We start from the raw sequence: 26,034 nt of genomic DNA, 5'->3' as shown, positions 1-26,034 counted from the left end.
ATTTTTGAGTATTTTAAAAAACAAAAGGAACCATTTACGGTTCCTTTTTGCATTTTATTCTTAGAATCCTACTTATCTTACCAAGGAGGATTGCTCTGCTAACATGGAGATGACCTCTTCCTCGTTCATGCCCAAGGAAACAGCAAGTTCCTCACACACGAGATTCCAAGCATTCTTGAAGACCTGTTCATCTGACATGGAAACTTTTTTGCCTAGAGTTTTCTTTTTTTCTTTTTCCTGCCAAATGATGCTGCTTAGGAGCAGCCACTGATAGAATGAACCAGATTTCAATCTCTCCTGGAACATTTTTCCGCGTTCCTTCATATCAGATTCCCAAATATCCTCACTTTCTCTCATATCTTCCATGAACTTCATCAATTCAGATTTATTGACAAGTGATCTCATCCTGGCTGCTCCTCTTGAAACAGGTATCATTATTTTTGAATACTCATCCCTCACAGGATGCAAAATGAAATACTCTTCTCCACGTTGACTCCCCTCCGATTCCTTCCTGATATCGGCTACTTTGCAGACCCCAGTCAATCCATACATGACATAGTCATTTTTTGAAAACATATTCACCCTCCTCACACCATTTAGCAAACGTACACATTCTACAGAGTGCCATGAACGTCAAACAAGATGAACATATACTATGTATTTGCACACCACTATCTATTAATCCATATATTAACGCTTGTTATTTAACTCATATATTATTATATCACAAAACTGATTAAATGTCCAAAATTCAAGCGCCTGATTGTTTTCATTTTAAAATCAAACATGAATATCTAAAGAGTATTGGAAGAAAATCCCAGCCTGCTCCGATAAACAAAGCCTCCAGAACACTGGTTCTGGAGGCTTCCGGCGCTATTTCATTTCTCTCAGCTCTTTGATATTTTCTTTGATTGTTGTAGATGTAGTATGAAAACTCTTGTTGTACTCCTGTACGAATCCTTCAAAGAGATTCTTGAAGTTCAACATCATCTGCTGGTTTCTCTCTTTGATTTCCGAATCCAAGTCTGAAAGCAGGGAATCAGCATAATCCCGCGCAGATAGTTTTACAAGTTTAGCTTCTGTCTGAGCCTTGTTCAGAATCTCTTGAGCCTTTATTGTGGCTTCCTTGACGATGTCATGGTTGTTCACTTTTTCCTGCATCATCCGGTCCACTTCAGCTTTTGTTCTTTCATACTCCGTCTTGGCTTCGGTCAGAATACGGTCTTTTTCAGCAAGAACCCATTGGGCAGTCCGCAGATCTTCAGGAATGACCTGTACAATCTCATCCAGAATATTGACAACCTCATCTCGATCCACAAGAACTTTCTTTGAAAATGGCACTTTAGAACCATCTTCAATGATTTCCTGGAGTACTTCCACAAGACCTGTGATCTCAATTCTTCTTGATGTCACCTCATAATTTTCTTTCATTACACATTCCCTCCAAAACAATTCCGACTTTTTGATATATATCCTCTATAATCTCTTCAGGCACAAACCCTCTGATATCACCTTTAAAATGAAGAATCTCTCTTACCGATGATGAACTGATGTAGGAGTATTCAGTGCTTGCCATCATCAAAACAGTTTCCACTCTTTCTTGAGAAAGTCTCCTGTTCATATGGGCCATCTGAAGCTCGTAATCGAAATCAAGTCCAACCCTCAGTCCTTTTACAATTACATGAGCATCGATGGACTTCATAAAGTCAACCAAAAGCCCCTGGAAACTCACTACTTCAATATTATCATACTTCTGAACGAGTTTCCGGATCATCGCAACTCTTTCTTCGATAGAAAATAATCCTTTCTTGTCAACATTTTTAAGCACTGCCACCACAACCTTATCAAAAACAGCGGCAGACCTCAGGATTACATCCATATGTCCTAAGGTGATAGGGTCAAAGCTCCCAGGGTATACAGCTACTTTCATTTATAACTCCTTAAACTCTAGACTGATAGAAGGCAATGATGGTATTGCCATACTTGCGTTCATCTACCAGCTCATATTTTTCTTCAGGTCGATAGATCGGCTCTTCTCTGTCATACTTGGTGACAATGACTCCATCTGTATTCAATAAATCAAACTCTGCAATCATCTTCACTGCCTTATCCACCATATGATTCAGATAAGGCGGGTCTACAAATATTATATCGAATTTTTCTCCTTGAGAAGCTAAACTTTTTATGAATTCATATGAATCTTTCATATAAACTTTAGAAACACTGTCAAATCCTAAAATGCGCACATTTTCTAAAAGTATATCATAAGTTTCTTTAAATCTCTCGAGAAAAACCACTTTATTTGCGCCTCTGCTTGCACATTCAAGCCCAAGACTCCCTGTTCCCGCAAACATATCAAGCACTACCGCACTATACACCCTATGTCCTAAAATATTGAACATGGATTCCTTCACTCTATCCAGTGTCGGTCTAGTTGCCTTGACCTCCCCCTTTTCCGTGATTCTTCCTTCATTTTTAGGTGACAGTATTTTTCTGCCTTTGGCAGTTCCTGAAATAATTCTCATATCGTGCTCCTTAATTCAAACAAATATAATTTAGATTCTGAGACAGTTTATGAAGAAACTGCTCCTTCATCTGCTGATCTTCTTCTGTACTACCGAGATATACGGTCTTGGCATAGGCATTTGCTTTGAGAAAGAGTTCATAGTCACTGGCCAGATCAGAAAGCATCAAACCGGAATGACCACTTTGATGAACACCAAAAAGCTGACCTGTCCCTCTTTGCTTCAAATCCTCTTCAGCGATATAGAATCCGTCGTTGCTCTTCACCATGATCTCCAGTCTTTCTCTTGTGGACTGGCTTTTCATCTGTGCAATCATTATACAGTAGGACTGATACTCTCCCCTTCCCACTCGGCCACGAAGCTGATGAAGCTGCGCAAGGCCAAAACGCTCCGCATTTTCTATAACCATCATGCTGGCATTCGGCACATTGATTCCCACCTCTATCACCGTGGTGGAAATAAGCACCTTTATGTCTCCAGCCTTAAAAGACTCCATTACTTGCTCTTTTTCTTTTGATGTCATTTTACCATGGAGATAGGCCATTGGGATACCTTTTAGTGGTCCCTTCGACAATTCATCTAAGAGACCCATCACTGAATTTAGATCGCTCTCCTCATCCAGATCAATCAAGGGTGTCACAATGTAAGCTTGCCTTCCTTTCTGAACTTCTTCCAGGACTTTTTTATAACAGGCAGTTCTCTTGGAATGATCCATAAGAACTGTTTTAATCTCTTTTCTTCCACGGGGCAGTTCATCAATGACAGAAAGATCCAGATCAGAATAGATGGTCAGCGCCATGGTTCTTGGTATAGGCGTAGCACTCATCACAAGGACCTCTGACATCTGATTCTTATGAATTAGTTTTGCCCTCTGATTGACACCGAATCGATGCTGCTCATCTGTAATGATCATACCAAGCTTCTCAAACTGGACCTTCTCCTCAATAAGTGCATGAGTGCCAATCATGAGCAGAGGCTTCCCTTCTTTAAGCTGAGCCATAATTTCATCACGGGCTTTCTTTTTGGTAGATCCGGTCAATAGGCGGACTGCTACCCCAAAGGGAGACAGCAGTTTTTCCGCTTCCAGAAAATGCTGTTTTGCAAGAATCTCCGTAGGAGCCATAAAGGCAGCCTGGTATCCATTCTCCAAGACGTTGAACAGTGCAATAAGAGCAACAATAGTTTTACCGGAACCAACATCCCCTTGAAGCAGACGGTTCATAGGAACTGATTTTTTCTGGTCTAGCAGAATCTCACGAATCACTCTATTCTGTGCATTGGTCATGTCAAATGGAATCGACTCTTTCAGAAGCTTCAGTCTTGGACTCATTGAAAAACGAATCCCACGCTCTTCCTCCTGCCTCCGGCTTCTGGATATCATGATTTTCAGGGAGTAGGCAAACATCTCCTGAAATTTCATGCGTTTCAGTGATTTGGACAAAAGCTCCTCATTTTGGGGAAAATGAAGATTGCGCACGGCTGAATCAAGATCCATCAGATCTTCTTGCTTCAGAACGACCTCTGGAAAATTCTCATTGATATGCACTTTTTCAAGAATTTGACGGACAAGTTTCTTAATAAGAGTTCCTGTCACTTTTCCCTCTAATGGATAGACCGGAACAATCTCTTCTGTGTCTCGGTTCTGAATGGGATTGACGGACTCAATAAACTTGTTCTTTTTCTCAAACTTTCCTTTCAGCTGATACGTTTCACCAATCTTATACTGGCTTGTGATGTAAGGCATGTTAAAATAGGTTGCCTTCAATGCACCAAATTCAGTATTGAACCAAATGGTTGCCATGGTCTTTCCTGTTCTAGTTCGGAAAGGTTTGGAGATTTTAGTCACTTCAGCTTCTATTCTGATCTTATCCATTCCGTTCAGATACATCTCATCTGCATTTCTGTATGTATCATATCCTTTTGGAAAATAGAGGAGCAAATCAAGCAGTGTGTGAATCCCCATATTTTCCAGCTGTTCTCTGGTTTTTTCTCCAACCCCTTTCAAGGTAGATACAGAATCGTAGATCAAAAGTATTTCCTCCTTGTAAAAAAAGAAGGCCTTCGCCTTCTTTTCATTTCTATTCTACTGCAATGATGAAGTAGTAAAGAGGCTGTTTTCCAGCTACACTCATCACGTCAAGATCTTCATACTTTTCTTCCAGTTCGGAAAGGAACTGTGTGAACTCTTCTTCATTTACATCTTCACCATAGAAGAGTGTGATAGAGGAACTGTCCTCATCCACCATGGTATCGATGAGCTCATCCACCAAAGGATAGAGGTCTCTTTTCACTACTTTTATTTTACTTTCGAGAAGTCCCAGGTAATCCCCCTGCTTCACAGCCATGCCTTCAATTTCAGTATCACGTACCGCATAGGTCACGGAACCTGATTTAACTGTGCTGATGCTTTCAAGAAGCGCATCGTAGTTTGTCTCTACGCTTGCTTCCGGATTAAATGCTGTCAGTGCTGCAACGCCCTGAGGAATTGTCTTTGTCGGAATCACATAGACATCTTTACCGGAAATATCCTTGGCCTGATTTGCTGCCATGATAATGTTCTTATTGTTCGGCAGAATAAAGACATGCTCTGCATTGGCCTCTTCCACAGCCTTCACAATATCCTGTGTGGAAGGATTCATGGTCTGGCCACCAGAAATGACATAACTTACGCCAAGATCTTCAAATACTTCTCGAATGCCTTCTCCCATGGATACAGAAATGAATGCATACTTTTCCTTCACTGTTTCCTTTACAGGCTCAGCTTTAGGTGCTTCCATATGCACATCAGATGTGTCCTGAAGATTCCTATGCTGCTCTCTCATATTCTCAATCTTGATCTTTGTCAGCTCACCCATTTTAGCAGCTTCCGCCAGAACAAGACCAGGATTGTCTGTATGTACATGCACTTTCAGAATATCGTCGAATGCCACATACACAATGGAGTCTCCCATGGATTCAAGATAATCTCTAAATGAGTCATTCTCCGGTTTTGCAAGGACAATAAACTCTGTGCAGTATCCGAAGGTGATCTCCGTGTGGGTATCTCTTGCAGCAACATATTCTTCAAAAGATTTCTGCTCCACTTTCTCTGCCATCTTAAATCCGCTCTTCAGCGCTTCATACATCCCTTTCAGGATCACAAGAAGACCCATACCGCCGGAATCTACAACATTCGCCGCTTTCAGCTGTGGAAGAAGCTCTGGAGTCTTCTCAAGAGATTCATCTGCAAAGCTTACAACTTTTTCCATGAGATCAGTCACATCATCTGTATGGTATTCTGTGGTCTTTTCCCCTACTTCGCGGATCACTGTCAGAATCGTTCCTTCTGTAGGTCTCATGACAGCACGATACGCTGACTTTGACCCTTCAAGAAGGCTGAGGGCAAACTCATAAGCGTTAACTTCTTCTTTTCCTTCCAGTCCTTTTGCAATTCCTCTGAAAATCTGGGAAAGAATTACACCAGAGTTTCCTCTAGCCCCCATAAGAGCTCCCTTAGCAAGAACCTTAGAGACTTCGCCTATGGAGGTGGATTTGGAATTTCTCACCTCATCTACTGCAGCGGTAAAGGTCATGGACATATTTGTGCCTGTATCTCCATCTGGAACAGGGAAAACATTTAATGAATCCACATATGCTTTTTCATTTTCCAAACGGATGGATGCATTTATCACCATGCTCAGAAAATGCTGTCCATTAATTTTGTTATATTTCATATAATATTCCTCCTGCAAAATATGGACAATACACTTTATGTCCATGCCACTTCTCATTATCCTACTAAAAGTATAAGAAAACCCTACTGCTAGGGTTTTATAATAAAATATACCATCTGCTATTATACTAAAGGTTGCCTGCTGAAATCAAATTATAAAGGTAATTTCTTAAAAAATCTTAAGATTTGATTTTAGAAACGCACACCTTCAATATTTACAACAATACTGTTCACCTTGAGTCCTAGATAATTTTCCACATTGTATCGAACTTTTTGGATAATATTATTGGCAATGACAGAAATCTTAGTTCCATATTCCACCACCACAAAGAGGTCAATGGACAGCTCATTGTTCTTCGCATTGATCTTGACACCCTTGTTCAGATGCTCAACGCGAATCAGTTCCCATAGTCCATCTTTGGTATTCTTTGCAGCCATACCGACAACTCCATAGCACTCCATGGTAGATAGTCCAACCACATTGGCGATGACATCCTCAGAGTAAGAAATATGTCCGAGTTCATTTGTTAATCCAATCATGAAACTTCCTCCTCAATCCAGGCAGTACGTTCAGCACTCCCGGTAAACCTTCAGTGCGTGCGCTTATGGCAAAAGCCTTGATAAGCACACGTGTTATCCCTATAATGATATTATATTTTGATCAAGACTTCAATATAAAGAAATTTTGGTCTAAAATTATGTTGCATTCTCTTCGTATATTATGATAGAATGGTATCTGTTCAAAACAAATAATAATATAAGCTTTTGAGAAGAGTAGTATCTCTCAGGAGGAGGTGTATTTTAATGGCAAGAAAATGCGATATCTGTAATAAAGGTGTAGTTGCTGGTGTACAGTATTCTCATTCACACAGACAATCTAAGAGAACATGGGCACCAAACCTAAAAAGAGTACGTGCTGTTGTTAACGGAACTCCCCAGAGAGTTAACGTTTGTACTAGATGCCTACGTTCAGGTAAGGTTGAAAGAGCGGTATAGCAGAGTAAGAAATTGTAGCTGATCCTTTATGGGGTCGGCTATTTTACTTTTATGCAGATTTAATAAAGGAAGTATGGAAAAGTGATGTTTCACATTCTATACTTCCTTTTTTATTAATCTTCCGTCATAAAAACCAAGAGTGCTCCTTCTGTAAATGTGACAGAAATCTTATCTTGTATAAACTCATTGGAAATGGTTCTAGGATCGCCGAATTTGAGGTCATAGTTCCATAAAGGATACTTTACCCCTTTTACACCAAACCCCCTTACAGGGCCTCTAAACCCCTGAAAAGAGATATACCTGCCGAAATCCCTCTCGATGACTCCCGGAGATTTCATGAGATAGATTTTATTATGATCATCATACATGTAAGCTTTGACACCTTTATCAAGACTCTGGTCCAGCAGGGCTAAATTTCCGGCGAAATGATCCAATCTGTTGCCTGTACATCCTAAGAAATCAATCTCATCCACCCCTAGGATAATCGCCTCATGGAGCGCCGCTTCCGTGTCTGTGAAGTCTTTCTCTTCATCATAGGATTTAACGATGGTCTTATCCTGAAAAAATGAAAGGGTTTCCTTCGAAATAGAGTCAAAGTCCCCGACAAGAAGATCCGGGACAATGTTCTCTTCTCGGAAAAACTCAGCTCCTTTATCCACCGCTATCAGATATGTGTTCTCATTGAGAAGCTTGTCAAAAAGTGACCGGCTCGGTTTTTTCCCACCAGATACAATAATAGCCTTACTCATAACTGGCCCTTCGGAGTGCACTGATATTGTTCTCAATCTCTCCATTCTTATACACTGCAGATCCTGCAACTACTACATCACATCCTGCTTCCACCGCCATTTTGATTGTATGGACATCAATTCCACCATCAATTTCAATCAGAAGCTCCGGATTCAAGATTTCCGCCATTTTCTTCAGTTCCCTTACCTTTTCCAGGGTATACGGAATAAAGCTCTGGCCACCAAACCCAGGATTCACAGACATGATAAGCACAAGATCCAGTTTATGAAGCACCGGTTTCAGCACATCCACAGGGGTTGCCGGATTTAGCGTGATTCCCGCTTTCAGACCTCTTGACTTGATCTTCTCAATGGCACGGTCCACATGTACTTCAGCTTCATAGTGAAAGTTGATGAGGTCCGCTCCTGCATCCGCAAAAGCATCTATATAACTGCTTGGATTGACAATCATCAGATGAACATCAAAAAGCTTTTCAGTATAAGGACGGATTGCTTTGATTACTGGAAGCCCAAAACTGATATTCGGAACATAAGACCCATCCATCACATCAATGTGGATCCAGTCAGCTCCTGCTTCGTCTGTTCTTTTTATATCTCTGCCCAGATTTGCAAAATCAGCAGATAGGATTGATGGGGCAATTTTTACCATTTTCTTTTATTCTCCTCTAACAGCTCATTATAATATTTGACATAATAATTATATCTCTCCACAGAAATTGATTTCCCGACCTCATCTTTCACCCTGCAGCCTGGCTCCTTATCATGGTTGCAGCCCTGAAAGCGGCAATGACCTTCATAGGCATGGAACTCCGGAAAATAATCCTTCAGCTCCTTCGCTTCCATGGTCATCTCCATGGTGGAAAAACCAGGTGTATCCACAAGAAGAGCATCATCGACAGCAATCAGCTCGCTGTGCCTTGTAGTATGTTTTCCTCTTTTCACTTTCTCGGAAATAATACCCGTCTCCATTTTTTCGGATCCTGCCAGTTTATTGAGCAGTGTGGATTTCCCTGCACCCGATGGACCGCATAACACGGTAATCTGATCCTTCAGCCCCTTGAGGAGCTCCTCCAAACCCGTGCCATCCTTTGCAGTGATAAAATGAATTTGGTATCCGGTTCCTTTGAACAGTTCTTTCAACTGTATCTTCTCATTCTCCGTGGCAAGATCACTCTTATTGAAAACAAGCACCGGTTCAATGCCATTCTTTTCCAAGGAAATGATGAACTTATTCAAAAGCTCAAAATTGATGTCTGGATTTCTCAAAGCAAAAACTACATACGCCTGGCTGACATTGGCCACAAAAGGCCGAACAAGTTCCGAAGTTCTTTCGTGGATCTCATCCACCACATTTCCTTCTGGCGTTGAAACCACAGAAACCCGGTCTCCAACCATCGGTGTAATATTATTTTTTCTGAATACACCTCGTGCTTTGCATTCTAAAACTCCCTGTACAGTTTTCACATAGTAGAATCCTGCAATCCCTTTAACAATAATCCCTTCCATTGCATCAGTCCTTTCCGCTCTATTCTTTACGTTCTATTATAATCTATTTCTTCCTGTTTGTTACCAAAGAATCAGCAAAAACAAACAACCAGCTCAAATTAATGAGCTGGCTGTTCACTTACAGTTCTACTTAACCCGCTGGTGTTTCAGTAGGTTCTTCTTCTACCGGTTCAGGTTCACCCAGGACTTCCACCGTACTTCCATAGGCCACGGGGCCTCTTCCTGGATTCAGCTCTACCACAAGATCACTGTTGACCGTTCCATCAACGAGCACAGGATTTAATCCCAACGCTTTCAGAGCAGTCACAGCTTCTCCGGCAGTCTTTCCGATGAGATTGCTTGGAATATTCACTTCTGTGTACTCATAAAGAGTAATATTGACTTTAGTTCCTTCCTTCACTTCTGTAGCAGCAGGAAGACTCTGTTCTACAATACGTCCGCTTTGGGCTTCATCTCCAGTAGGTACAGTTTTCACTTCCCCAATGGTAAGACCAACCGCTTCAAGAAGAGCTTGCGCCTCTCTTTGTGTGCGTCCCTTCATGTCAGGAACAATAGATAAAACAATCTCCGGACCTTTAGAAACCACTACATTTACAGCACTTCCCTTTGGCATGGAAGTGTTGACCAGTGGATCCTGCCCGATGATTTCTCCAGCTGGAACAGTTTCACTGAACTCTTCTTTGGTAGTTCCAAGAATAAACCCGTTATTGCCCAGAATAATTTCTGCAGACTCAACGGTACTTCCTGTGATATCAGGGACATAAAGCTTTTCCTCTCCTGCGCTCAGTACAACAGAAACGGTTACTCCCTTCTTCACCGTGGTTCCTTCTTCAGGAATCACTTTGATCACAGTGTTCTCAGGCTGCTCCGATGTCTCGGTTCCAGTAACCTCAAGAACAAGACCCACCATTTCCAGCGCATCCTCTGCTTCTTCCTTGGTAAGCCCCATGATTTCAGGGATATCCACTTCTTCTTCCGAAACCTCTCCTGGCTGATTTCCATTGCCGCGGCTGAATACCGCATCCCCAATGAGTGCACCGAGTACCACTACCAGGATCATGGCAAGGCCAATAATCAGTGTCTTTTTCTTATTGTTTGATGGCTTTTCATCATCATAAATGTCGTTTCTCATAGTTTTCCTTTCCGGTACTACCGCGTTCATGACTTGTGTGTGATCTGTATTAATATTTTCTTTAGATTCTAATCTTTCACCATTCATCAGCGCACGAAGATCCATCATCATGTCTTCGATTCTCTGGTATCGGTCTATGGGATTCTTCTCCGTGGCTTTGAGAATCACTTTCTCTAACCCAGCACTCACAGAAGGATTCAGCGCTCTTGGTGATGGGAGAGGTTCTTGCATATGCTTCAAGGCGATGGTGATTGGACTTTCAGCATCAAAGGGCACTTGGCCGGTGACCATCTCATACATCACGATGCCAAGGGAGTATATGTCAGATCTTCCATCTGTCATGTTCCCTCTAGCCTGCTCCGGTGAGAAATAATGAGCTGAACCGATGATCTTACCAGAATTGGTAATGGTCACAGAATCTGAGTGTTTTGCAATACCAAAGTCTGTCACTTTAATCAGCCCGTCTTTGGTGAGCATGATATTCTGAGGCTTAATATCACGGTGAATGATATTGCTGTTATGTGCGGACTCCAATGCGCGAGCAATCTGATAGGAATAATTCAGTGTTTCTTCCACAGACAGTTTTCCCTGAGCTTTTATGACTTCTTTCAGAGTTTTTCCCTTCACATACTCCATGACAATATAATGGATCTGATCCTCACTGCCAACATTATAAATATTGACGATATTAGGATGAGATAAAAAAGCGACAGCATTGGCTTCCTGCTTGAATTTATCCAGAATATCCTTATTGGATGAAAACTCTGGCTTCAGCACTTTGACTGCATCATAGCGGTTCAAGTTCAGATCCAGTGCTTTATATACAACGGACATGCCTCCCTGGGCAATTTTTTCAGTGATTTCATAACGGTTCCCTAATATTTTTCCTATCATTTCAACGCTTCTCCTCCAAAAATTACTAGCGTGATGTTATCTCTTCCACCTCTTTCTTTGGCCATTTCCACAAGTTCCATCATGGACTTATGCATATCCTGGCTACCGGAAAGCTTTTCTAAGATCTCTTGTGCAGAGAGATAATCTGAAAGACCATCCGTGCAAAGCAAATATATTTCCTTATGATCCGTCTGCCGCGTATAAGCTTCAATCTCCACATGAAGATTGGTTCCTACAGCTCTTGTGATGATGTTTTTATTCGGATGATGCTTCGCATCCTCCTCGGTGACTTTCCCAAGATCAACAAGTTCTTGAACATAACTATGGTCTTTTGTGATTTTCTTAATCTCATTATTGTACACCACATAGAGCGAGCTGTCTCCTACATGTGCGATATCAAGTCTTCCATGATGGCTCAGCGCCGCTGTCATGGTTGTTCCCATACCGCTCATGGTTTTCTCTTTAGAAGATAACGCATAAATCTCATGGTTTGCTTTTGTGATTGCTTTCATCAGCGAGGGCAGAAGCAGTTCTTCCTGCTGGATTCCTTTCATGAAATCAAGCACAGTTTCTTTAGCAAGGGCACTTGCAACTTCACCTGCATTATGTCCCCCCATGCCATCGCATATCAGAAAAAGGTTGAACACTTCATCCTCCAGGATGCCATAGGTGTCTTCATTCAGTTGTCGGATATTGCCAATATCTGATATCCTTTCTATCATATGTTTCTCCTCACAGGTCAGCTCTATTTTCCAAATAGCTTCTTCTCAGCTGCCCACAAGCAGCGTCAATATCTCCACCCATCTCTCTGCGGATTGTAGCTTCAATCCCAGACTGAAGCAGAACATCCTTAAAGCCTTGGATGGATTCATTGGTTGACGGTAAATACAGCATTTCCTTTATTGCATTGACCGGAATCAGGTTCACATGAACCTTCATTCCTTCAAGAAGCTTTGCAAGAGCATATGCATTTTCTCTGGTGTCATTGGAACCTCGAACCAATGCATACTCAAATGAAACTCTTCTTCCAGTTTTGCTCATATAATATTCTACACTATTTAATATCTCCTGAATACTATATTTGTTAGCAATTGGCATGATCTTCTTTCTGGCTTCGTCTGTAGTCTCATGAAGCGAAATCGCAAGGGTGATCTGAAGCTTCTGATCCGCAAGTTCAATGATTCTGTTCACAAGGCCGCAGGTAGATACTGTAATGTTTCTATGGGACAGATGAAGACCTTCCTTCGCATTCACGAGACTTAAAAACTTGAGCACTGCATCAAAATTATCAAGGGGTTCTCCAGATCCCATGAGTACCACATGGGAGATTCTTTCTCCTACCACTAAAGATGCTGCGATGATCTGAGACAGAATTTCTCCTGGTGTCAGATTTCTTACCATACCATCTTTTGTAGACGCACAGAAGGTGCACCCCATTTTACAGCCGATTTGGGAAGATACACACACTGAATAGCCATAATGGTACTTCATGATTACGGTCTCGATGATATTTTTATCCTCCAGCACCATAAGCATTTTTATGGTGCCATCCTTTGATACCCGTTTCTCAAGAACTTGAGGCAGCGCCATGTGGAAATGCTCGTTCAGCTTGTCTTTCGTGCTCCTGTTGAGGGTTTTCATCAGATCTGGATCCGTAATCCCTTTATATAAATAATCATAAACTTGCTTCGCTCTAAAAGCACTTTCTCCCTGACTCACGAGCCAGGCTTTCAGTTCTTCCAGAGAATAATCGTAAATATTCGTCATGCTAACATCCTTTTCCAGAATACTTCTGGACTTCATTCATAAACATGGACATTTTATCATAAATTATGTTAAATTTCTTTAAATTATTCTTAGATTTTCAGAAGAAAACCTCTGGAACGGTTTTCTCAGACCGTCGCAGAGGTTATGACATTCTCTTCAGTTTGCTGATAAAGAACCCATCCATGGTTTTACCGGGCAAGATGGTGAGAAATCCTTCCGGAGCGTATTGAAGATGATCTCCTTCTCCAACATTGATGGGAACAGCTTCGAAATCATTGTGCCGCTCCAGAAACCATCTGACATTCTCTTCATTCTCCGCTTGATTCAGCGTACAGGTGGAGTACACCAGTGTACCGCCAGGTGGAATATAGTTCATAGCCGTCTCCAGAAGATCTCTCTGGATTTTCACAAGATCCAGAAGCTCTTCTGGTGTCTTTGTATATTTGATCTCAGGCTTTTTCCTGATGATTCCAAGTCCTGAACAGGGAGCATCCAGAAGCACATGGGCTTTACCCACATACTCGGGTAAAAGGTGAAGACCATTGTTTTTCCTGATGGTTACAGAGGTTAATCCCAACCTGTCCCGGTTTTCTCGGATCAGGCGAAGCTTGCTTTCATAGATATCGAAAGCATGAACCGGCACCTGATCATGAAGGAGCTCCGCTAGATGCATTGTTTTTCCACCAGGTGCAGAACAAAGATCCAGATATTCCTCCCCTTCGCTCACTACAAGAGGAGCTACCAGCATAGAACTTTCATCCTGCACCGTAAGGACCCCTTCTCTGAACAGCGGGTTCTGCATCACACTCTTTCCACCAGTGACTTCAATTCCATAAGGCGAAATGGCTGTCTTTTCAGCACTGTAACCAAGCTGCCTTAGCTCTTCAAGAGCCGCATCCCTTGACATCTTTAGCGTATTCACCCGATAGGTGATCACGGGTCTTTCATTCAGTCCGCTCAATATTTCCAGGTACTTGTCTCCATACTGATTTTTAAACAGCTGAATCATCCAGGCTGGAAAGGAATACTCGTAGATCTCTTCATCTATCTTTTTATTGAACGTATACAGCTCGTCTTTTTTTCGGAGATATCCACGAAGAACACCATTGACAAACCCGGAGGCTTTCGGCGCTTTTTTCTTTGTTAGATTCACAGCTTCATTGATGACGGCATAGGGTGGTATGCGATCCAGGAAATGCATCTGGTAAACCGAGATGCGAAGAACATCCAAAACATAACGCTCTGTTTTTGATAAAGAGATCTTTGTATTTCTTTTTAAGATCTCATCAATTGTAAGAAGATATTTCAGTGTGCCATATACAATTTCTGTGAGCAGTCCAACATCCTCTTCTTTCACCTGTCCGGACTGAATCGCACGGTCCAGAAGAAGATTGGAGAAAGCTCCCTGATAAAGGACTTTCCCTAAAATCTCCACGGCTGTTTCTCTGACATTCATCATAGTATTTCCTTAATCCCTTCTTCGATCACGGATTACGAGAAGCCGGACCAGTGTCATTATAGAGGAGAACGCAGCTGCTACGTAGGTGAGTGCTGCAGCATCCAGAACCTTCTTCGCTTTAGGCACCTCGTCCTCTGCCAGAATATGATAATCTCCAAGAACTGCAAGGGCTCTGCTGGAGGCATTAAACTCTACTGGCAACGTAAACAACTGAAAAAGGACCACCAGAGAAAAGAGAACGATGCCCAAATCCACAAGGCTGAACATTTCAAAAAGAAGTCCCGCCAAGATGATGATCATGGAAAATCTGGAACCGATGGAGGCAAAAGGCACCATAAAAGCACGAACTCTCAGCGGACCATAGTCCTCCTGATCTTGTATGGCGTGACCCGCTTCATGGGCAGCTACTCCAGCTGAAGCGATGGACGGCCTGGAATAGACCTCTTCACTGAGTCTCAGAACCTTCGTTCTTGGGTCATAGTGGTCGGTGAGATTTCCTCTTACCATCTCTATTGCAACATTCTGAAGACCTGAGCGGTCCAGAACGATTCTAGCCACCTGAGCTCCCGTCATTCCGCTTCTAAGGCCTTCCCGTCTGTAAATGTTGTAGGTGCTCTGTATCTTGCTTTGAGCAAATATGGTCAGTATCATCGCTGGAATCAGCAGTAAAAATGTAGGGTCAAATCCAAACGTAAATGGTAACATCACCCTTCACTCCTTTTAAAATATTTTTCGGAAACTGTATTTCCATTTAAAAAATCACGAACCTTCATGGGTTTCTTTCCAGGGTACTGCAGCCTTAAAATTCTGATCTGTCCTTCTCCCGTTGCCACGATGATTCCCTCTTTGGAAACATTCAGGATTTCTCCAGGTGCACCTCCTGGCCCCTTTGGATCCTCCACCACTTCGGTTTCCAGTATTTTCACCTTCTGTCCATCCAGATAGGAGAAAGCACCCGGAACCGGGGACAGCCCTCTTACAAGATTGTGAACCGCAAAAGATGAACTGTCCCACTGGATCAGCTGAAACTCCTTATCAATGAGCGGCGCGTAAGTGGATTCCTCATGGTTTTGAGGCTGTGGCTTCACAGAACCACTTATGAGTCCTTCCATGGTCTCTACAAGCAGTTCTCCACCCATCTCAGAAATCCTGTCATGGAGTTCTTCCACATTCATCTGCTCTCTCAGCTCAATTTTTCGGACGAGCAGCATATCTCCAGTATCCAGTCCTTTATCCATGAGCATGGTTGTGGCCCCGCTTTCTTTGTGTCCTTCAATAAGAGCAAAATTCAAGGGAGCTGCTCCTCTTAGCTTTGGCAATAGACTCGCATGAAGATTGATGCATCCATATTTGGGAATCGCCAGAATCTCTTCACTGAGGATTTGTCCATAAGCCACCACGATGATAAAATCCGGTGCGATGCTTTTCATTTCCTCTATAAGATCTCTGTCATTTCTCAGCCTTACAGGCTGCTTCACAGGAATGTTTCTTCTTAGCGCTTCTTCCTTCACAGGAGGAAAAGTGACCTTTTTGCCTCTGCCTTTTTCCTTGTCCGGCTGTGTCACCACCAGTGAGACCCCATACCTGTCGTCGAGCACTTTCAAAGATGGGACCGAAAAGTCTGGTGTGCCCATAAATATGATCTTCATCATGTTATTCACCATCAGGATAGGTCAGGGAAATCAGAAGATCCTCAACCTGTTCTTCAGGTTCAAAGTCTTCCCCTACCTCTTCCAGCTTATCTGTAAAGAGCACACCATTCAGATGATCCAGTTCATGAAGAATACACCGCGCAAGAAGATACTTCGCTTCGATGATAAAATTCTTCCCTTCTTCATTCATGGCTTTCACCTTCACATAGGTGGGTCTCTTCACTACCCCATTTTCACCTGGTATGGAAAGACATCCCTCCACATCCAGATACTCCCCTTCTGTCTCGAGGACTTCAGGATTCACAAAAGCCAACCGAATGTCGCCAATGCCCACGGTGAAGATTCTCTTGAGGATCCCCACCTGTGGTGCTGCCAATCCGATTCCGTCCTCATAATCCATCGTATTATACATATCTTTAATCAGTGTCTTCATTCTTGGAGTCACTTCCGTAACTGGCTTTGCCACCTTTCTCAACACACTGTCTGGTACGTGTCTTACTTCTCGTAATGCCATCTTTTTTCTCCTTTTTCACATCATACTGTTGGGATTGATATCCAAACTGACTTTAATAGCTTTATAGACAGATTTCATCTCATTCTGAACGAAAAGCCTGATGCTTTCCTGACTGTCTGGTGAAAAATCACCTTTCAGAATTATTTGCCATCTGTAGCTGTTTTTGATCTTTGATATCATACAGGGACTAGGTCCCAGTAAAATGATAGTATCATACTTCTTCAAATAATTTCTTAAATGTTCGCCGATCTCCATGACTTTCTCTCTCAGGAGTTTTTCATCTTCAGAGGTGAACACCATATGAAAAATCTTCGTAAATGGCGGATTTTTCAGTGCTTCCCTCATGAGAATCTCTTTCTCATAGAATCCTTCATAATCATGGGTTTTCGCATATTCCACCGCAAAATGTTCCGGACTGTACGTCTGAATCACCACTTCTCCTTTCTTATCCCCTCTTCCCGCTCGTCCCGCCACCTGAGTAATCAGTTGGAACGTTTTTTCGGAGGACCGGAAATCCGGAAGATTCAGCGAAAGGTCTGCAGCCAGTATCCCCACAAGAGTGACATCCTTGAAATCCAGTCCTTTACTGATCATCTGGGTTCCTATGAGGATGTCACAATCGTTGTTTTTAAAATTCTGGTACATGTTTTCATAGGCTGCTTTGTGTTTTGTTGTATCCCGGTCCATTCTCATCACCTTGGCCTCTGGAAACATTTTCCGAATGGCTTCTTCGACTTTTTCTGTTCCTGTGCCAAACTGCTTGATATACTTGGACTGACAGCTGGGGCATGTTTTGGGAAGATACTTCCTGGCACCGCACTGATGGCAGATGAGGGAGTTGTCTTTATGATAGGTCATGCTGATATCGCAGTTGCCGCACTTGAACACATAGCCGCAGGATCTGCAGGACACAAAGGTTGAAAACCCTCTTCTATTTAGAAATAGAATCATCTGTTCCTTTCTCTCCAGAACCTCTTCCATTTTTTTCATCAGCGCTCGGGAGAAAATCGTGCGGTTTCCACTGAGAAGCTCTTCCCGCATATCCACAACTTCCATCTTTGGAAGCTCACCTTCGGTGGCACGTCTGGTCAACCTGACCAGGGACAGTTTCTTTTCTTTTGCCTGATAATAGGATTCGACAGAAGGGGTGGCTGATGCCAGCACAAGCCGTCCTCCATTCTTTTCCATCATGAGTCTTGCCACTTCTTTCGCATTGTACTTGGGACTCATTTCAGATTTATAAGTGGTTTCATGTTCCTCATCCACAATGACCATTTTGAGGTTCTTGAAGGGAAGAAACAGCGCAGATCTTGCTCCTATGGCAATTTTCACCTTCCCAGCCCTCACCCGGTGCCATTCATCATACCGTTCCCCATCACTGAGTCTGGAGTGAAAGATGGTGATCTCTTTTCCAAATCTCCCCTTAAATCTTTCAATCATTTGAGGTGTCAGGCTGATTTCCGGCAACAAGACAATGGCATCCTCTCCTCTTTGAAGACCTCTTCGGATAAGTTCCATAAACACTTCCGTCTTACCAGATCCGGTGATGCCATGAAGAAGATAGGTTCCATCTTTTTTGTCTATGGTTTCCACTGCAGTCCTCTGCTCTTCATTGAGGGTTCTTTCTTCATAATTCTCATATTCCTCGACATTGTACCTGTAGTCTTTTTCACTGAGAACTGCCATATAACCATGACGGATGAGCGTATTCACGGAGCTCAAGGAGAACCCTTGCCGAACCAGATCTGCCTTGATAAACTTTCCTGGATGCTGATCCACTTTTGTGTAAATCTCCATATAGGGGCTTTTCTGATGCTTTGGTGCCAAAGTAGCAATTGTATAAAGATTCTCACTCATTTTATGCTTCATTCCCTGAAGAATTCCTTTGGGAATCATCAGTTTAATCACATCCAGATAAGTGGCCATATAACTCTTCCTGATTTTATCCATGAGTGGAAGATCTTTTTCCTCAAAGTACACCTCAGGATCTGCAGAAAAAATCTCTTTCATTTTCGTCATGTCATAGGCCAAATTTTCATCATCATAGAGTGCTACAACGAATCCATCCAGCTTCCTGTTGCCTGATCCAAAGGGAATACGTACTTTCTGGCCTATTTTCAAATTCATTTTTTCAGGTATCCCATAAGTATAGATCCGATCTGTGGCCAGCGCCTCATGATTGATGATAATTCCTGCTGCTTTCATCTTCTCACCCCCTTATTCAACCCATCTATTATAACACTTTTCACTTCACCCTTCCAAGACTGCTGGAGTGCTTCCTCTTCTTTTCCTCTTCTTTTCTCTCAGTCCTTTTCTCTCTGTAAGGAATCTGTTACTCCATCTCTTCTTTTTTATGATTATAATGAAGTACCATCTGAAAGGAGAGTTTTTATGAAAAAAAACACAAAAAAATATATGATTCTTTCTCTTCTTCTTCTCCTTGGTACACTTTATGCCGTTTCGAGAGCTCTGGGATCTGATGATTCCATTCTATACAGGGGCATGATCATCCATACCCATAATGATGGATTCATGACACTTCTGGTGGATGGACAGTTTGAAACCTCGCAAACATCTTCACCTACTGTGACAGAATTCTCCCTTGGGGATGACATCCGAATACTTCAAAATAACCAAAGGATCGACCCCGTAGAACTGAAACGTGGCATGTATGTGGATATTAAAAGCAGCCCCGAAATCAGAACCAGTTATCCTGCCCAAGCCACTGCACTGGAAGTGAAGATTCTAGAAAACCAGGATTCTCCCTTGTACATGGAAGCAGAAGTGGTGGATGTTCTCGATCAAGGCCAAGGCATCATCAGCACTGTGCATCTCAAAGGCAATCTGCAAGGATACGGTGAGGATACGGAAATCTATGTTTCTGTTCCAGAAGGCTCCTACTATCCCTTCGGCCTGGAAAGCAGCAAGGATCTTCTGAAAAGCGGTGACCGTGTATTTGTCGTCTTTACCGGTCCCATCCGGGAAAGCTATCCTTTGCAAGGCACTTCAAGCTCGATCATCATCGTAACTCCAGCTACTTATTGATAAAGTCCTGGGAAACCAGGACTTTTATTTCTGTATTATTTTCAAAAACTTTATAAAACACTTCTTTTTTTCAGCTTCGAAGAAACGCAGCATTTCCTCCAGGTATTCCTGAATTTCTCCATTCTTTCTCCTCTTCCACAGCACCATACGGATTTCTTCCAGATCGTGCAATTTTCCGGTGACATCATGAAGTTTTTTCAATCTTTCCGCTTCTTTCATTTTCTCTAGGGGGAGAAGGCTTTTACAGAAAATCAGATTATAATAGAGGATTTTCCCCTCTAATCTCAACTTATGGATTTTATCATCCTCTCCGCTATACGCTTGTTTCTCAAGCTTTCTGTGTTTTTTCAGAAGACGATCAAAACGCTTCACGATAAACTCATTCCCGGGGTCCTCCATGGATCCTTTTTTGTCTTTTACGAGGGACTCTGAATCAAAATAATACCATGAGACCGTTCTGTACAACAGCATTCTGAACTGAAAAGTATCCTCATATAGTTCTTTCTTCCTTCGATCATTCTGTAAAACAGAATGAAGTACCCTATTCTTTTCTTCCTCACTTCCGATGGTTTTGCCGCTTTCTTCCCAGTACACCTCAAACTCGTGAAAGAGCTTCCTAAACACATCTGCTTTTCTTCTGGGACCCAGAGACCTCAGTAAAAGCTGGTAGTTATTCTTGATTTTTTTATTGGTTTTCAACCGAAGCAGCGGTTCGTAAAACTCATGGATGGACAGGAGCTGCCGGAAGATCACCCGCAGATCATGTATCTTTTCCTCCTCTTCCGTCCAATGATCCCCTTCCAGACACAGCAGGAGCTGCACATGGGCATCTTGAGACAGTTTTCTTGCTTGATAGAAGAACAGTTCCACTGACTGATTTTGAATCAAAACCTTACACCTCCTTATGGTGTTTCATTGTTTCGGACCAGTTCGTCACCAAAATAACAATCTATCTACTTCTTTGTTGCGAAGCTGAATAGTGGTTTGAGCAAAATATGTGATATTATTAATATTTCATTCATAATTCTTAATTGTTTTTAATTTGGAGAAAAATGAAAAGGTTTGTACTCCCGGTTTTGAAATGCAAACCGATTACACCCACTATCATTATATCGTTAAAAATCATCTAGTTCTTTAAAATATTTGAAATTATATTTGACTTGTTGTTATCAGAATGTTAATATCCTTACAAGTTCACAAAAAAATCAATAATTTAAAAATATTGAGGAAGACTGCACTATAGAAATTGTCACAGAGAGTCGGGGATGCTGAAAACCGATACAAACCTCTATTGCTGCTTATCACTTCTGAATTTCATTACCGAACAGCAAGCTTACTAAGTAATGACGCATACCAGCGTTAAAGGGTTAGGGTTTACTAGAACCTGATGAGGCAGATTCTGTGAGGAATCTGCAAAAGTAAAGTGGTACCGTGCTAAAGCACCTTTATTATGTCAAAGGACATGATAGAGGTTTTTTTATACAATTTATTATGATTTCGGAGGGAAACAAATGAAAAAAGAACTGAAGCTATTCACCGCATCGCTCTTATCCGTATTATTTTTATCCGGCTGTGCCGCCAGTGGATCATCCAGTGATGGAGACACCGTAAAACTGGGTCTTAACTATGAACTCTCTGGTAATGTGTCCACCTATGGAACAAGCCTCGTGGAGGGAATCGAATTTGCCGTAAAGGAAATCAACGCCAATGGCGGAGTTCTTGGAAAACAAATTGAACTTGTCAAAGCAGACAATAAGTCATCAGGGGAAGAAGCTGCCAATGTCTCTTCAAGACTTGCCACCCGTGACAAGGTTGTGGCCATTTTAGGACCTGCTACTTCAGGTAATGTGAAATCTGCACTGCCTGCTGCAGAGGAAAACAAAGTGCCTCTCATCTCTGCATCTTCTACCGCAGATGATGTGACACTGAATGCAGAAGGCGGTGTGCGCCAGTATGTGTTTAAAACCTGTTTCAGCGACTCCTTCCAGGGAGTTACCATGGCAAACTTTGCTGCAAAGGAACTGGGTCTTTTAAAGGCTGCTGTATTAAGAGACAACACCTCTGATTATAGCCAAGGTCTCACCGATGCTTTCAGTGAAACCTATGCCGCCTTAGGTGGAGAGATTCTGAAAGAAGAAGCCTATCAGGCAAAAGAAACTGATTTTAAATCTCTGCTCACCAACATCAAAGCTGCAGACCCGGATGTGCTTTTTGTTCCTGGATATTATGAAGAAGTAGGTCTTATCATCAAACAGGCACGAGAATTAGACCTTGATGTTCCTGTCCTTGGTGCAGATGGTTTTGACTCACCAAAACTAGTTGAGATTGCCGGTGCGGAAAACTTAAATGGAACCTACTATTCAAACCACTACTCCTCCGGTGACACTTCTCCAGAAGTCGTTACTTTCAAGACTGCCTTCAACAAGGAGTTCAGCAAAGATCCAGATGCATTCAACGCCCTTGGATATGACATGGCTTATATGGTAGCAGATGCACTGGAAAGAGCTGGTGAGGCAGACCGTGAGAAACTTACAGCTGCTTTGGCATCCACAAAGGACTTCAAAGGCATCACTGGTACACTCAGCATGGATGAGTTCCATAACCCAATCAAAGCAGTTACAATCCTAGAAGTCAAAGATGGCGTCCCAACCTATTTGATGAAACAGGAACCATAAAAAAAGATTCAGATGCCGAAGCTGCCTTTTTAGGCAGCTTGCGTCTTTTCATTAAGGGGGAAATATTTTGGAACAATTACTACAACAGGCTGTCAATGGCATTTCTCTTGGAAGCATCTATGCTTTGATTGCCTTAGGATATACCATGGTGTATGGAATCATCAACCTGATCAACTTTGCTCACGGTGAAGTGCTGATGGTCGGTGCATATATTGGACTCTATCTCACCAGCGTTTTGGGTCTACCCTTTCTACCAGCACTGCTTTTGGCCATGATCTTAAGCGGAGTGCTGGGTATGGTCATTGAAAAGGTAGCTTACAAACCACTACGAAACGGCACAAGAATTTCAGCACTCATTACAGCCATTGCTGTATCCTTATTCATGCAATATGGCATGATGTATTTTGTGGGTCCTGAAAGCAGAACCTATAAAGACCTTCTTCCATCCAAGCAAATCGATGTTTTCTCCACAGGAGCACTGATTGATATTAAAAGTTTTTACATCATTTTTATCACCCTCATTATGATGCTTCTGCTGATGTACCTGACGAAGTTCACAAAGATGGGGAAATCCATGCGTGCACTTTCTCAGGATCGAGATGCAGCAGAACTGATGGGCATCAATGTGAATCAGACCATATCCTATACCTTTTTCATCGGTTCAGCTCTGGCAGGTGCTGCTGGTGTTCTCATCGGCGTATACTATAGTACAATCAACCCCCTCATGGGTGCCACTCCTGGACTGAAAGCCTTTGTATCTGCAGTAATCGGCGGAATCGGCATAATTCCCGGAGCTGTGTTTGGCGGATTTTTCCTCGGAATCGTTGAAACTGCCGTGAGCGCCTTGGGCGGTTCCTTATATAAGGATGCAGTGGCATTCTTCATTCTTATAGTCTTCTTGCTGGTAAAGCCATCAGGACTTCTTGGCAAAAACACACAAGAGAAAGTATAGGTGATAATATGAGAAAAATCATGACGAAAAAAAATATGATCACTGCAGCCTCTATTGCCGCAGGGTATCTTCTGGTGGATCTTTTAATGAAAGCGGGAATCATTGACTCCTATATCTTTCTAAACCTTGTCAGTATCGGTCTCAACATCATCCTGGCGGTGAGCTTGAACCTCATCACAGGGTTCACTGGTCAGTTCTCACTGGGTCATGCGGCATTCATGTCCATAGGCGCATATGCATCAGGAATCCTTACGGTGAAGTTTGATCTTCCTTTTTCTCTGGGAATCCTTGGAGCAGCTCTTTCAGCGGCAGCAGCGGGACTTTTCATCGGCATCCCAACCTTACGACTGAAAGGCGATTATCTCGCCATTGCAACTCTCGGATTTGGAGAAATTGTGCGTATTGTGGGACTAAACTCAGATTATATCGGAGGTGCCATGGGTCTTAATGACATCCCTAGATACACCAACTGGCCCTGGCTCTACAGTATGGTTCTTTTTACCATCATTGTGATTCATAACTTCATTCATTCCTATCATGGACGTGCTGTGCTCTCCATCAAAGAGGATGAACTTGCATCCACCGCCATGGGTGTTCCGGTGAGCCGTTATAAGATTCTGGTGTTCTCTATGGGTGCTTTCTTCGCAGGTATTGCAGGTGCTCTTTACGCAAACTATTTCTACTTCATCAGACCCGATTCATTTGGCTTCATGAAGTCCATTGATATACTGGTCATCGTTGTATTGGGAGGGCTTGGCAGCATCAAGGGTTCCGTGATCAGCGCTGTGGTCTTATCTCTCCTCTCCTTGTCTTTACAAGGAATTCCTGAACTCAGAATGGTGATTTATGCTGTGATTCTGTTTATTATGATGGTCTACAAGCCTCAGAACATCCTAAAAAAACTGATCCGAAAAGTATGGAAGGAGGCATAATATGGAAATTTTGGAAGTAAAAGGTCTTACGAAAGAGTTTGGCGGCATCAAGGCTGTGAAAAATGTGAATCTATCGGTCCGTAAAGACAGCATTACTGGAATCATTGGACCGAATGGAGCAGGGAAAACAACTTTTTTCAATCTGCTCACAGGCATCTATATCCCCTCGTCAGGAGAGATTGTGTATCATCTGAAGGATACTGTTTCCGGGAAATCCATCCAGCCTCAGAAGATGCCTTCTCATGGGATTGCAAGGACTTTCCAGAACATCAGGCTTTTTAAGGAAATGACTGTACTGGAAAATGTTCTGCTTGGCAATCATCCCAACTTGAAATACAGCGTTTTTTCTGCACTATTCAGACTTGCTCCATTTTTTACTGGGGAAGAAAAAGCTGTAGAAGAAGCAATGGCTCTTCTTAAAATTTTCAATTTGTCAGACAAATGTGATGAAAAAGCTAAAAATCTGCCCTATGGAGATCAGAGAAGACTGGAAATCGCCCGTGCCATGGCTTCGAAACCAAGTCTTTTGCTTCTTGACGAACCTGCTGCAGGCATGAATCCTCAAGAGACAAAAGAACTTACCCAGCTTATCAAATGGGTGAAAGAAACTTTCCATCTGTCCGTCATCCTCATTGAACATGACATGTCACTTGTGATGAATCTTTGCGATGATCTGTTTGTCTTTGACTATGGGAATCTCATTGCTCAAGGAACCCCTGCAGAAATACAGGTCCATCCCGAAGTGATCAAGGCCTATCTTGGAGGTGAGAATATTGCTTAAGCTGGAAAATCTCTCAGTGCATTATGGTGCCATAGAAGCACTGAAAAATCTGTCTCTTGAAGTCCACAAAGGCGAGATTGTTTCTCTCATAGGTGCCAATGGTGCAGGGAAAACCACAACGCTTCGAACCATATCCGGACTAGAAAGAAAGACTTCCGGAAATATACTGTTTCTGGGTGAAGATCTTTCCAAAGTATCTTCCTCTGCCATTGTCAAGAAAGGCATCTCTCATATTCCAGAAGGAAGACGCATCTTCCCCAAAATGACCGTGGAAGAAAACCTGGAACTGGGAGCCATCACCCGAAAAGACAAGGCACAGGTTCAGAAGGATTTTGAGAAAGCGTATCTCCTGTTTCCAAGACTTCTCGAAAGAAAGCACCAAATTGCTGGAACCCTGTCAGGAGGAGAACAGCAGATGCTTGCCATCGCAAGAGGTCTCCTTTCAAAACCTCAACTGCTTATTCTGGATGAACCATCCATGGGGCTTGCCCCAATCATTGTTCATGAAATCTTCGAAATTATAAAAAATATCAATGAAGAAGGCACTACCATCCTTTTGGTGGAACAAAATGCGAATCTTGCACTGAAAATATCCAAACGAAGTTACATCATAAAAACAGGCACCGTAGAGACAGAAGGATTCTCTAAAGATCTTCTGGCTATGGATGAGATCCGGAAAGCATACTTGGGTGGATAAAAAAGCACCCTCTGATTCAATCAGTGATATGCTCCCCTTATAGTAG

General features: G+C 42.4%; 26 protein-coding genes and 1 other annotated feature. Of the genes, 7 read left to right on the top strand and 19 right to left on the bottom strand.

Annotated elements, in window-relative coordinates:
* Positions 1–72: 72 nt before the first annotated feature.
* The 7 genes from DEF30_RS01345 to DEF30_RS01315 all read right to left on the bottom strand — a co-directional run bounded on the left by DEF30_RS01345 (position 73) and on the right by DEF30_RS01315 (position 6,777).
* Positions 73–576 carry a CarD family transcriptional regulator gene (locus tag DEF30_RS01345; protein WP_294095597.1) on the bottom strand — a complete coding sequence of 168 codons (504 nt, stop codon included), beginning with the start codon at positions 574–576 and terminating at the stop codon, positions 73–75.
* 297 nt (positions 577–873) lie between these two features.
* Entirely contained in the window at positions 874–1,431 is a 558-nt protein-coding gene (locus DEF30_RS01340; protein WP_294095593.1) for an ATPase, read from the bottom strand.
* Positions 1,415–1,930 carry a pantetheine-phosphate adenylyltransferase gene (gene coaD / locus DEF30_RS01335; protein WP_294095590.1) on the bottom strand — a complete coding sequence of 172 codons (516 nt, stop codon included), beginning with the start codon at positions 1,928–1,930 and terminating at the stop codon, positions 1,415–1,417. Before coaD ends, DEF30_RS01340 begins: the two co-directional genes overlap by 17 nt.
* Positions 1,931–1,940: 10 nt before the next feature.
* Positions 1,941–2,525, bottom strand: a complete 585-nt coding sequence (gene rsmD, locus DEF30_RS01330; protein ID WP_294095586.1) for a 16S rRNA (guanine(966)-N(2))-methyltransferase RsmD — start codon at positions 2,523–2,525, stop codon at positions 1,941–1,943.
* A gap of 10 nt (positions 2,526–2,535) precedes the next feature.
* Positions 2,536–4,554, bottom strand: coding sequence for an ATP-dependent DNA helicase RecG (recG, locus tag DEF30_RS01325; protein WP_294095584.1), 2,019 nt, complete (start codon positions 4,552–4,554; stop codon positions 2,536–2,538).
* A gap of 49 nt (positions 4,555–4,603) precedes the next feature.
* The gene (locus DEF30_RS01320; RefSeq protein WP_294095581.1) at positions 4,604–6,238 is read right to left on the bottom strand and encodes a DAK2 domain-containing protein; all 1,635 of its coding nucleotides are present in this window, start codon (positions 6,236–6,238) and stop codon (positions 4,604–4,606) included.
* Positions 6,239–6,429: 191 nt separating this feature from the next.
* Complete coding sequence (locus tag DEF30_RS01315) at positions 6,430–6,777, bottom strand: Asp23/Gls24 family envelope stress response protein (protein WP_031572809.1); 348 nt, start codon at positions 6,775–6,777, stop codon at positions 6,430–6,432.
* A gap of 264 nt (positions 6,778–7,041) precedes the next feature.
* On the opposite strand from DEF30_RS01315, the gene rpmB reads away from it, so the two are divergent.
* Positions 7,042–7,233 (top strand): 50S ribosomal protein L28, encoded by a 192-nt coding sequence (gene rpmB / locus DEF30_RS01310; RefSeq protein WP_031572812.1) that lies wholly within the window; start codon positions 7,042–7,044, stop codon positions 7,231–7,233.
* A gap of 113 nt (positions 7,234–7,346) precedes the next feature.
* Here rpmB and DEF30_RS01305 read toward each other — a convergent pair whose 3' ends face one another.
* From DEF30_RS01305 to priA, 11 genes are all read right to left on the bottom strand, one after another.
* Positions 7,347–7,982, bottom strand: a complete 636-nt coding sequence (locus DEF30_RS01305) for a thiamine diphosphokinase (protein WP_294095564.1) — start codon at positions 7,980–7,982, stop codon at positions 7,347–7,349.
* Complete coding sequence (gene rpe / locus DEF30_RS01300; RefSeq protein WP_294095561.1) at positions 7,975–8,631, bottom strand: ribulose-phosphate 3-epimerase; 657 nt, start codon at positions 8,629–8,631, stop codon at positions 7,975–7,977. The genes DEF30_RS01305 and rpe overlap by 8 nt, the downstream gene beginning before the upstream one ends.
* Complete coding sequence (gene rsgA, locus DEF30_RS01295) at positions 8,625–9,488, bottom strand: ribosome small subunit-dependent GTPase A (protein WP_294095559.1); 864 nt, start codon at positions 9,486–9,488, stop codon at positions 8,625–8,627. Before rsgA ends, rpe begins: the two co-directional genes overlap by 7 nt.
* Before the next feature lie 130 nt (positions 9,489–9,618).
* On the bottom strand, positions 9,619–11,514 hold the full coding sequence (gene pknB / locus DEF30_RS01290; protein ID WP_294095556.1) for a Stk1 family PASTA domain-containing Ser/Thr kinase: 1,896 nt from the start codon (positions 11,512–11,514) through the stop codon (positions 9,619–9,621).
* A complete protein-coding gene (locus DEF30_RS01285) occupies positions 11,511–12,236 on the bottom strand; it encodes a Stp1/IreP family PP2C-type Ser/Thr phosphatase (protein WP_294095553.1) in 726 nt (241 codons plus the stop codon). The genes pknB and DEF30_RS01285 overlap by 4 nt, the downstream gene beginning before the upstream one ends.
* 10 nt (positions 12,237–12,246) lie before the next feature.
* Positions 12,247–13,281, bottom strand: a complete 1,035-nt coding sequence (gene rlmN, locus DEF30_RS01280) for a 23S rRNA (adenine(2503)-C(2))-methyltransferase RlmN (protein ID WP_294095550.1) — start codon at positions 13,279–13,281, stop codon at positions 12,247–12,249.
* Between the two features lie 142 nt (positions 13,282–13,423).
* Positions 13,424–14,740, bottom strand: coding sequence for a 16S rRNA (cytosine(967)-C(5))-methyltransferase RsmB (gene rsmB / locus DEF30_RS01275; protein WP_294095547.1), 1,317 nt, complete (start codon positions 14,738–14,740; stop codon positions 13,424–13,426).
* Between the two features lie 9 nt (positions 14,741–14,749).
* Positions 14,750–15,445, bottom strand: coding sequence for a zinc metallopeptidase (locus tag DEF30_RS01270; RefSeq protein WP_294095542.1), 696 nt, complete (start codon positions 15,443–15,445; stop codon positions 14,750–14,752).
* Positions 15,445–16,389 carry a methionyl-tRNA formyltransferase gene (fmt, locus tag DEF30_RS01265; RefSeq protein ID WP_294095889.1) on the bottom strand — a complete coding sequence of 315 codons (945 nt, stop codon included), beginning with the start codon at positions 16,387–16,389 and terminating at the stop codon, positions 15,445–15,447. Before fmt ends, DEF30_RS01270 begins: the two co-directional genes overlap by 1 nt.
* Positions 16,390–16,393: 4 nt before the next feature.
* On the bottom strand, positions 16,394–16,906 hold the full coding sequence (gene def / locus DEF30_RS01260) for a peptide deformylase (RefSeq protein WP_294095540.1): 513 nt from the start codon (positions 16,904–16,906) through the stop codon (positions 16,394–16,396).
* A gap of 15 nt (positions 16,907–16,921) precedes the next feature.
* Positions 16,922–19,111 carry a primosomal protein N' gene (gene priA, locus DEF30_RS01255; protein WP_294095538.1) on the bottom strand — a complete coding sequence of 730 codons (2,190 nt, stop codon included), beginning with the start codon at positions 19,109–19,111 and terminating at the stop codon, positions 16,922–16,924.
* A 186-nt stretch (positions 19,112–19,297) separates the two neighbouring features.
* Between priA and DEF30_RS01250 the strand changes: the two genes are divergently transcribed.
* Positions 19,298–19,951 carry a hypothetical protein gene (locus DEF30_RS01250; RefSeq protein ID WP_294095536.1) on the top strand — a complete coding sequence of 218 codons (654 nt, stop codon included), beginning with the start codon at positions 19,298–19,300 and terminating at the stop codon, positions 19,949–19,951.
* 24 nt (positions 19,952–19,975) lie between these two features.
* On the opposite strand, the gene DEF30_RS01245 is transcribed toward DEF30_RS01250, so the two are convergent.
* Complete coding sequence (locus tag DEF30_RS01245; RefSeq protein ID WP_294095534.1) at positions 19,976–20,839, bottom strand: CHAD domain-containing protein; 864 nt, start codon at positions 20,837–20,839, stop codon at positions 19,976–19,978.
* A 325-nt stretch (positions 20,840–21,164) separates the two neighbouring features.
* Positions 21,165–21,401 (top strand) — a binding site (T-box leader).
* Positions 21,402–21,462: 61 nt separating this feature from the next.
* On the opposite strand from DEF30_RS01245, the gene DEF30_RS01240 reads away from it, so the two are divergent.
* From DEF30_RS01240 to DEF30_RS01220, 5 genes are all read left to right on the top strand, one after another.
* The gene (locus DEF30_RS01240) at positions 21,463–22,626 is read left to right on the top strand and encodes an ABC transporter substrate-binding protein (RefSeq protein ID WP_294095532.1); all 1,164 of its coding nucleotides are present in this window, start codon (positions 21,463–21,465) and stop codon (positions 22,624–22,626) included.
* A 67-nt stretch (positions 22,627–22,693) separates the two neighbouring features.
* The gene (locus tag DEF30_RS01235) at positions 22,694–23,578 is read left to right on the top strand and encodes a branched-chain amino acid ABC transporter permease (protein ID WP_294095530.1); all 885 of its coding nucleotides are present in this window, start codon (positions 22,694–22,696) and stop codon (positions 23,576–23,578) included.
* A 20-nt stretch (positions 23,579–23,598) separates the two neighbouring features.
* Complete coding sequence (locus DEF30_RS01230) at positions 23,599–24,510, top strand: branched-chain amino acid ABC transporter permease (protein ID WP_294095528.1); 912 nt, start codon at positions 23,599–23,601, stop codon at positions 24,508–24,510.
* Between the two features lies 1 nt (position 24,511).
* The gene (locus DEF30_RS01225; protein ID WP_294095526.1) at positions 24,512–25,291 is read left to right on the top strand and encodes an ABC transporter ATP-binding protein; all 780 of its coding nucleotides are present in this window, start codon (positions 24,512–24,514) and stop codon (positions 25,289–25,291) included.
* Positions 25,284–25,988 (top strand): ABC transporter ATP-binding protein, encoded by a 705-nt coding sequence (locus tag DEF30_RS01220; RefSeq protein ID WP_294095525.1) that lies wholly within the window; start codon positions 25,284–25,286, stop codon positions 25,986–25,988. The genes DEF30_RS01225 and DEF30_RS01220 overlap by 8 nt, the downstream gene beginning before the upstream one ends.
* Positions 25,989–26,034: the final 46 nt, after the last annotated feature.

The sequence above is a fragment of the Proteiniclasticum sp. genome (assembly GCF_003514505.1).
Lineage (GTDB): Bacteria > Bacillota > Clostridia > Clostridiales > Clostridiaceae > Proteiniclasticum.
This window is presented reverse-complemented; position numbering and strand designations above follow the sequence as displayed.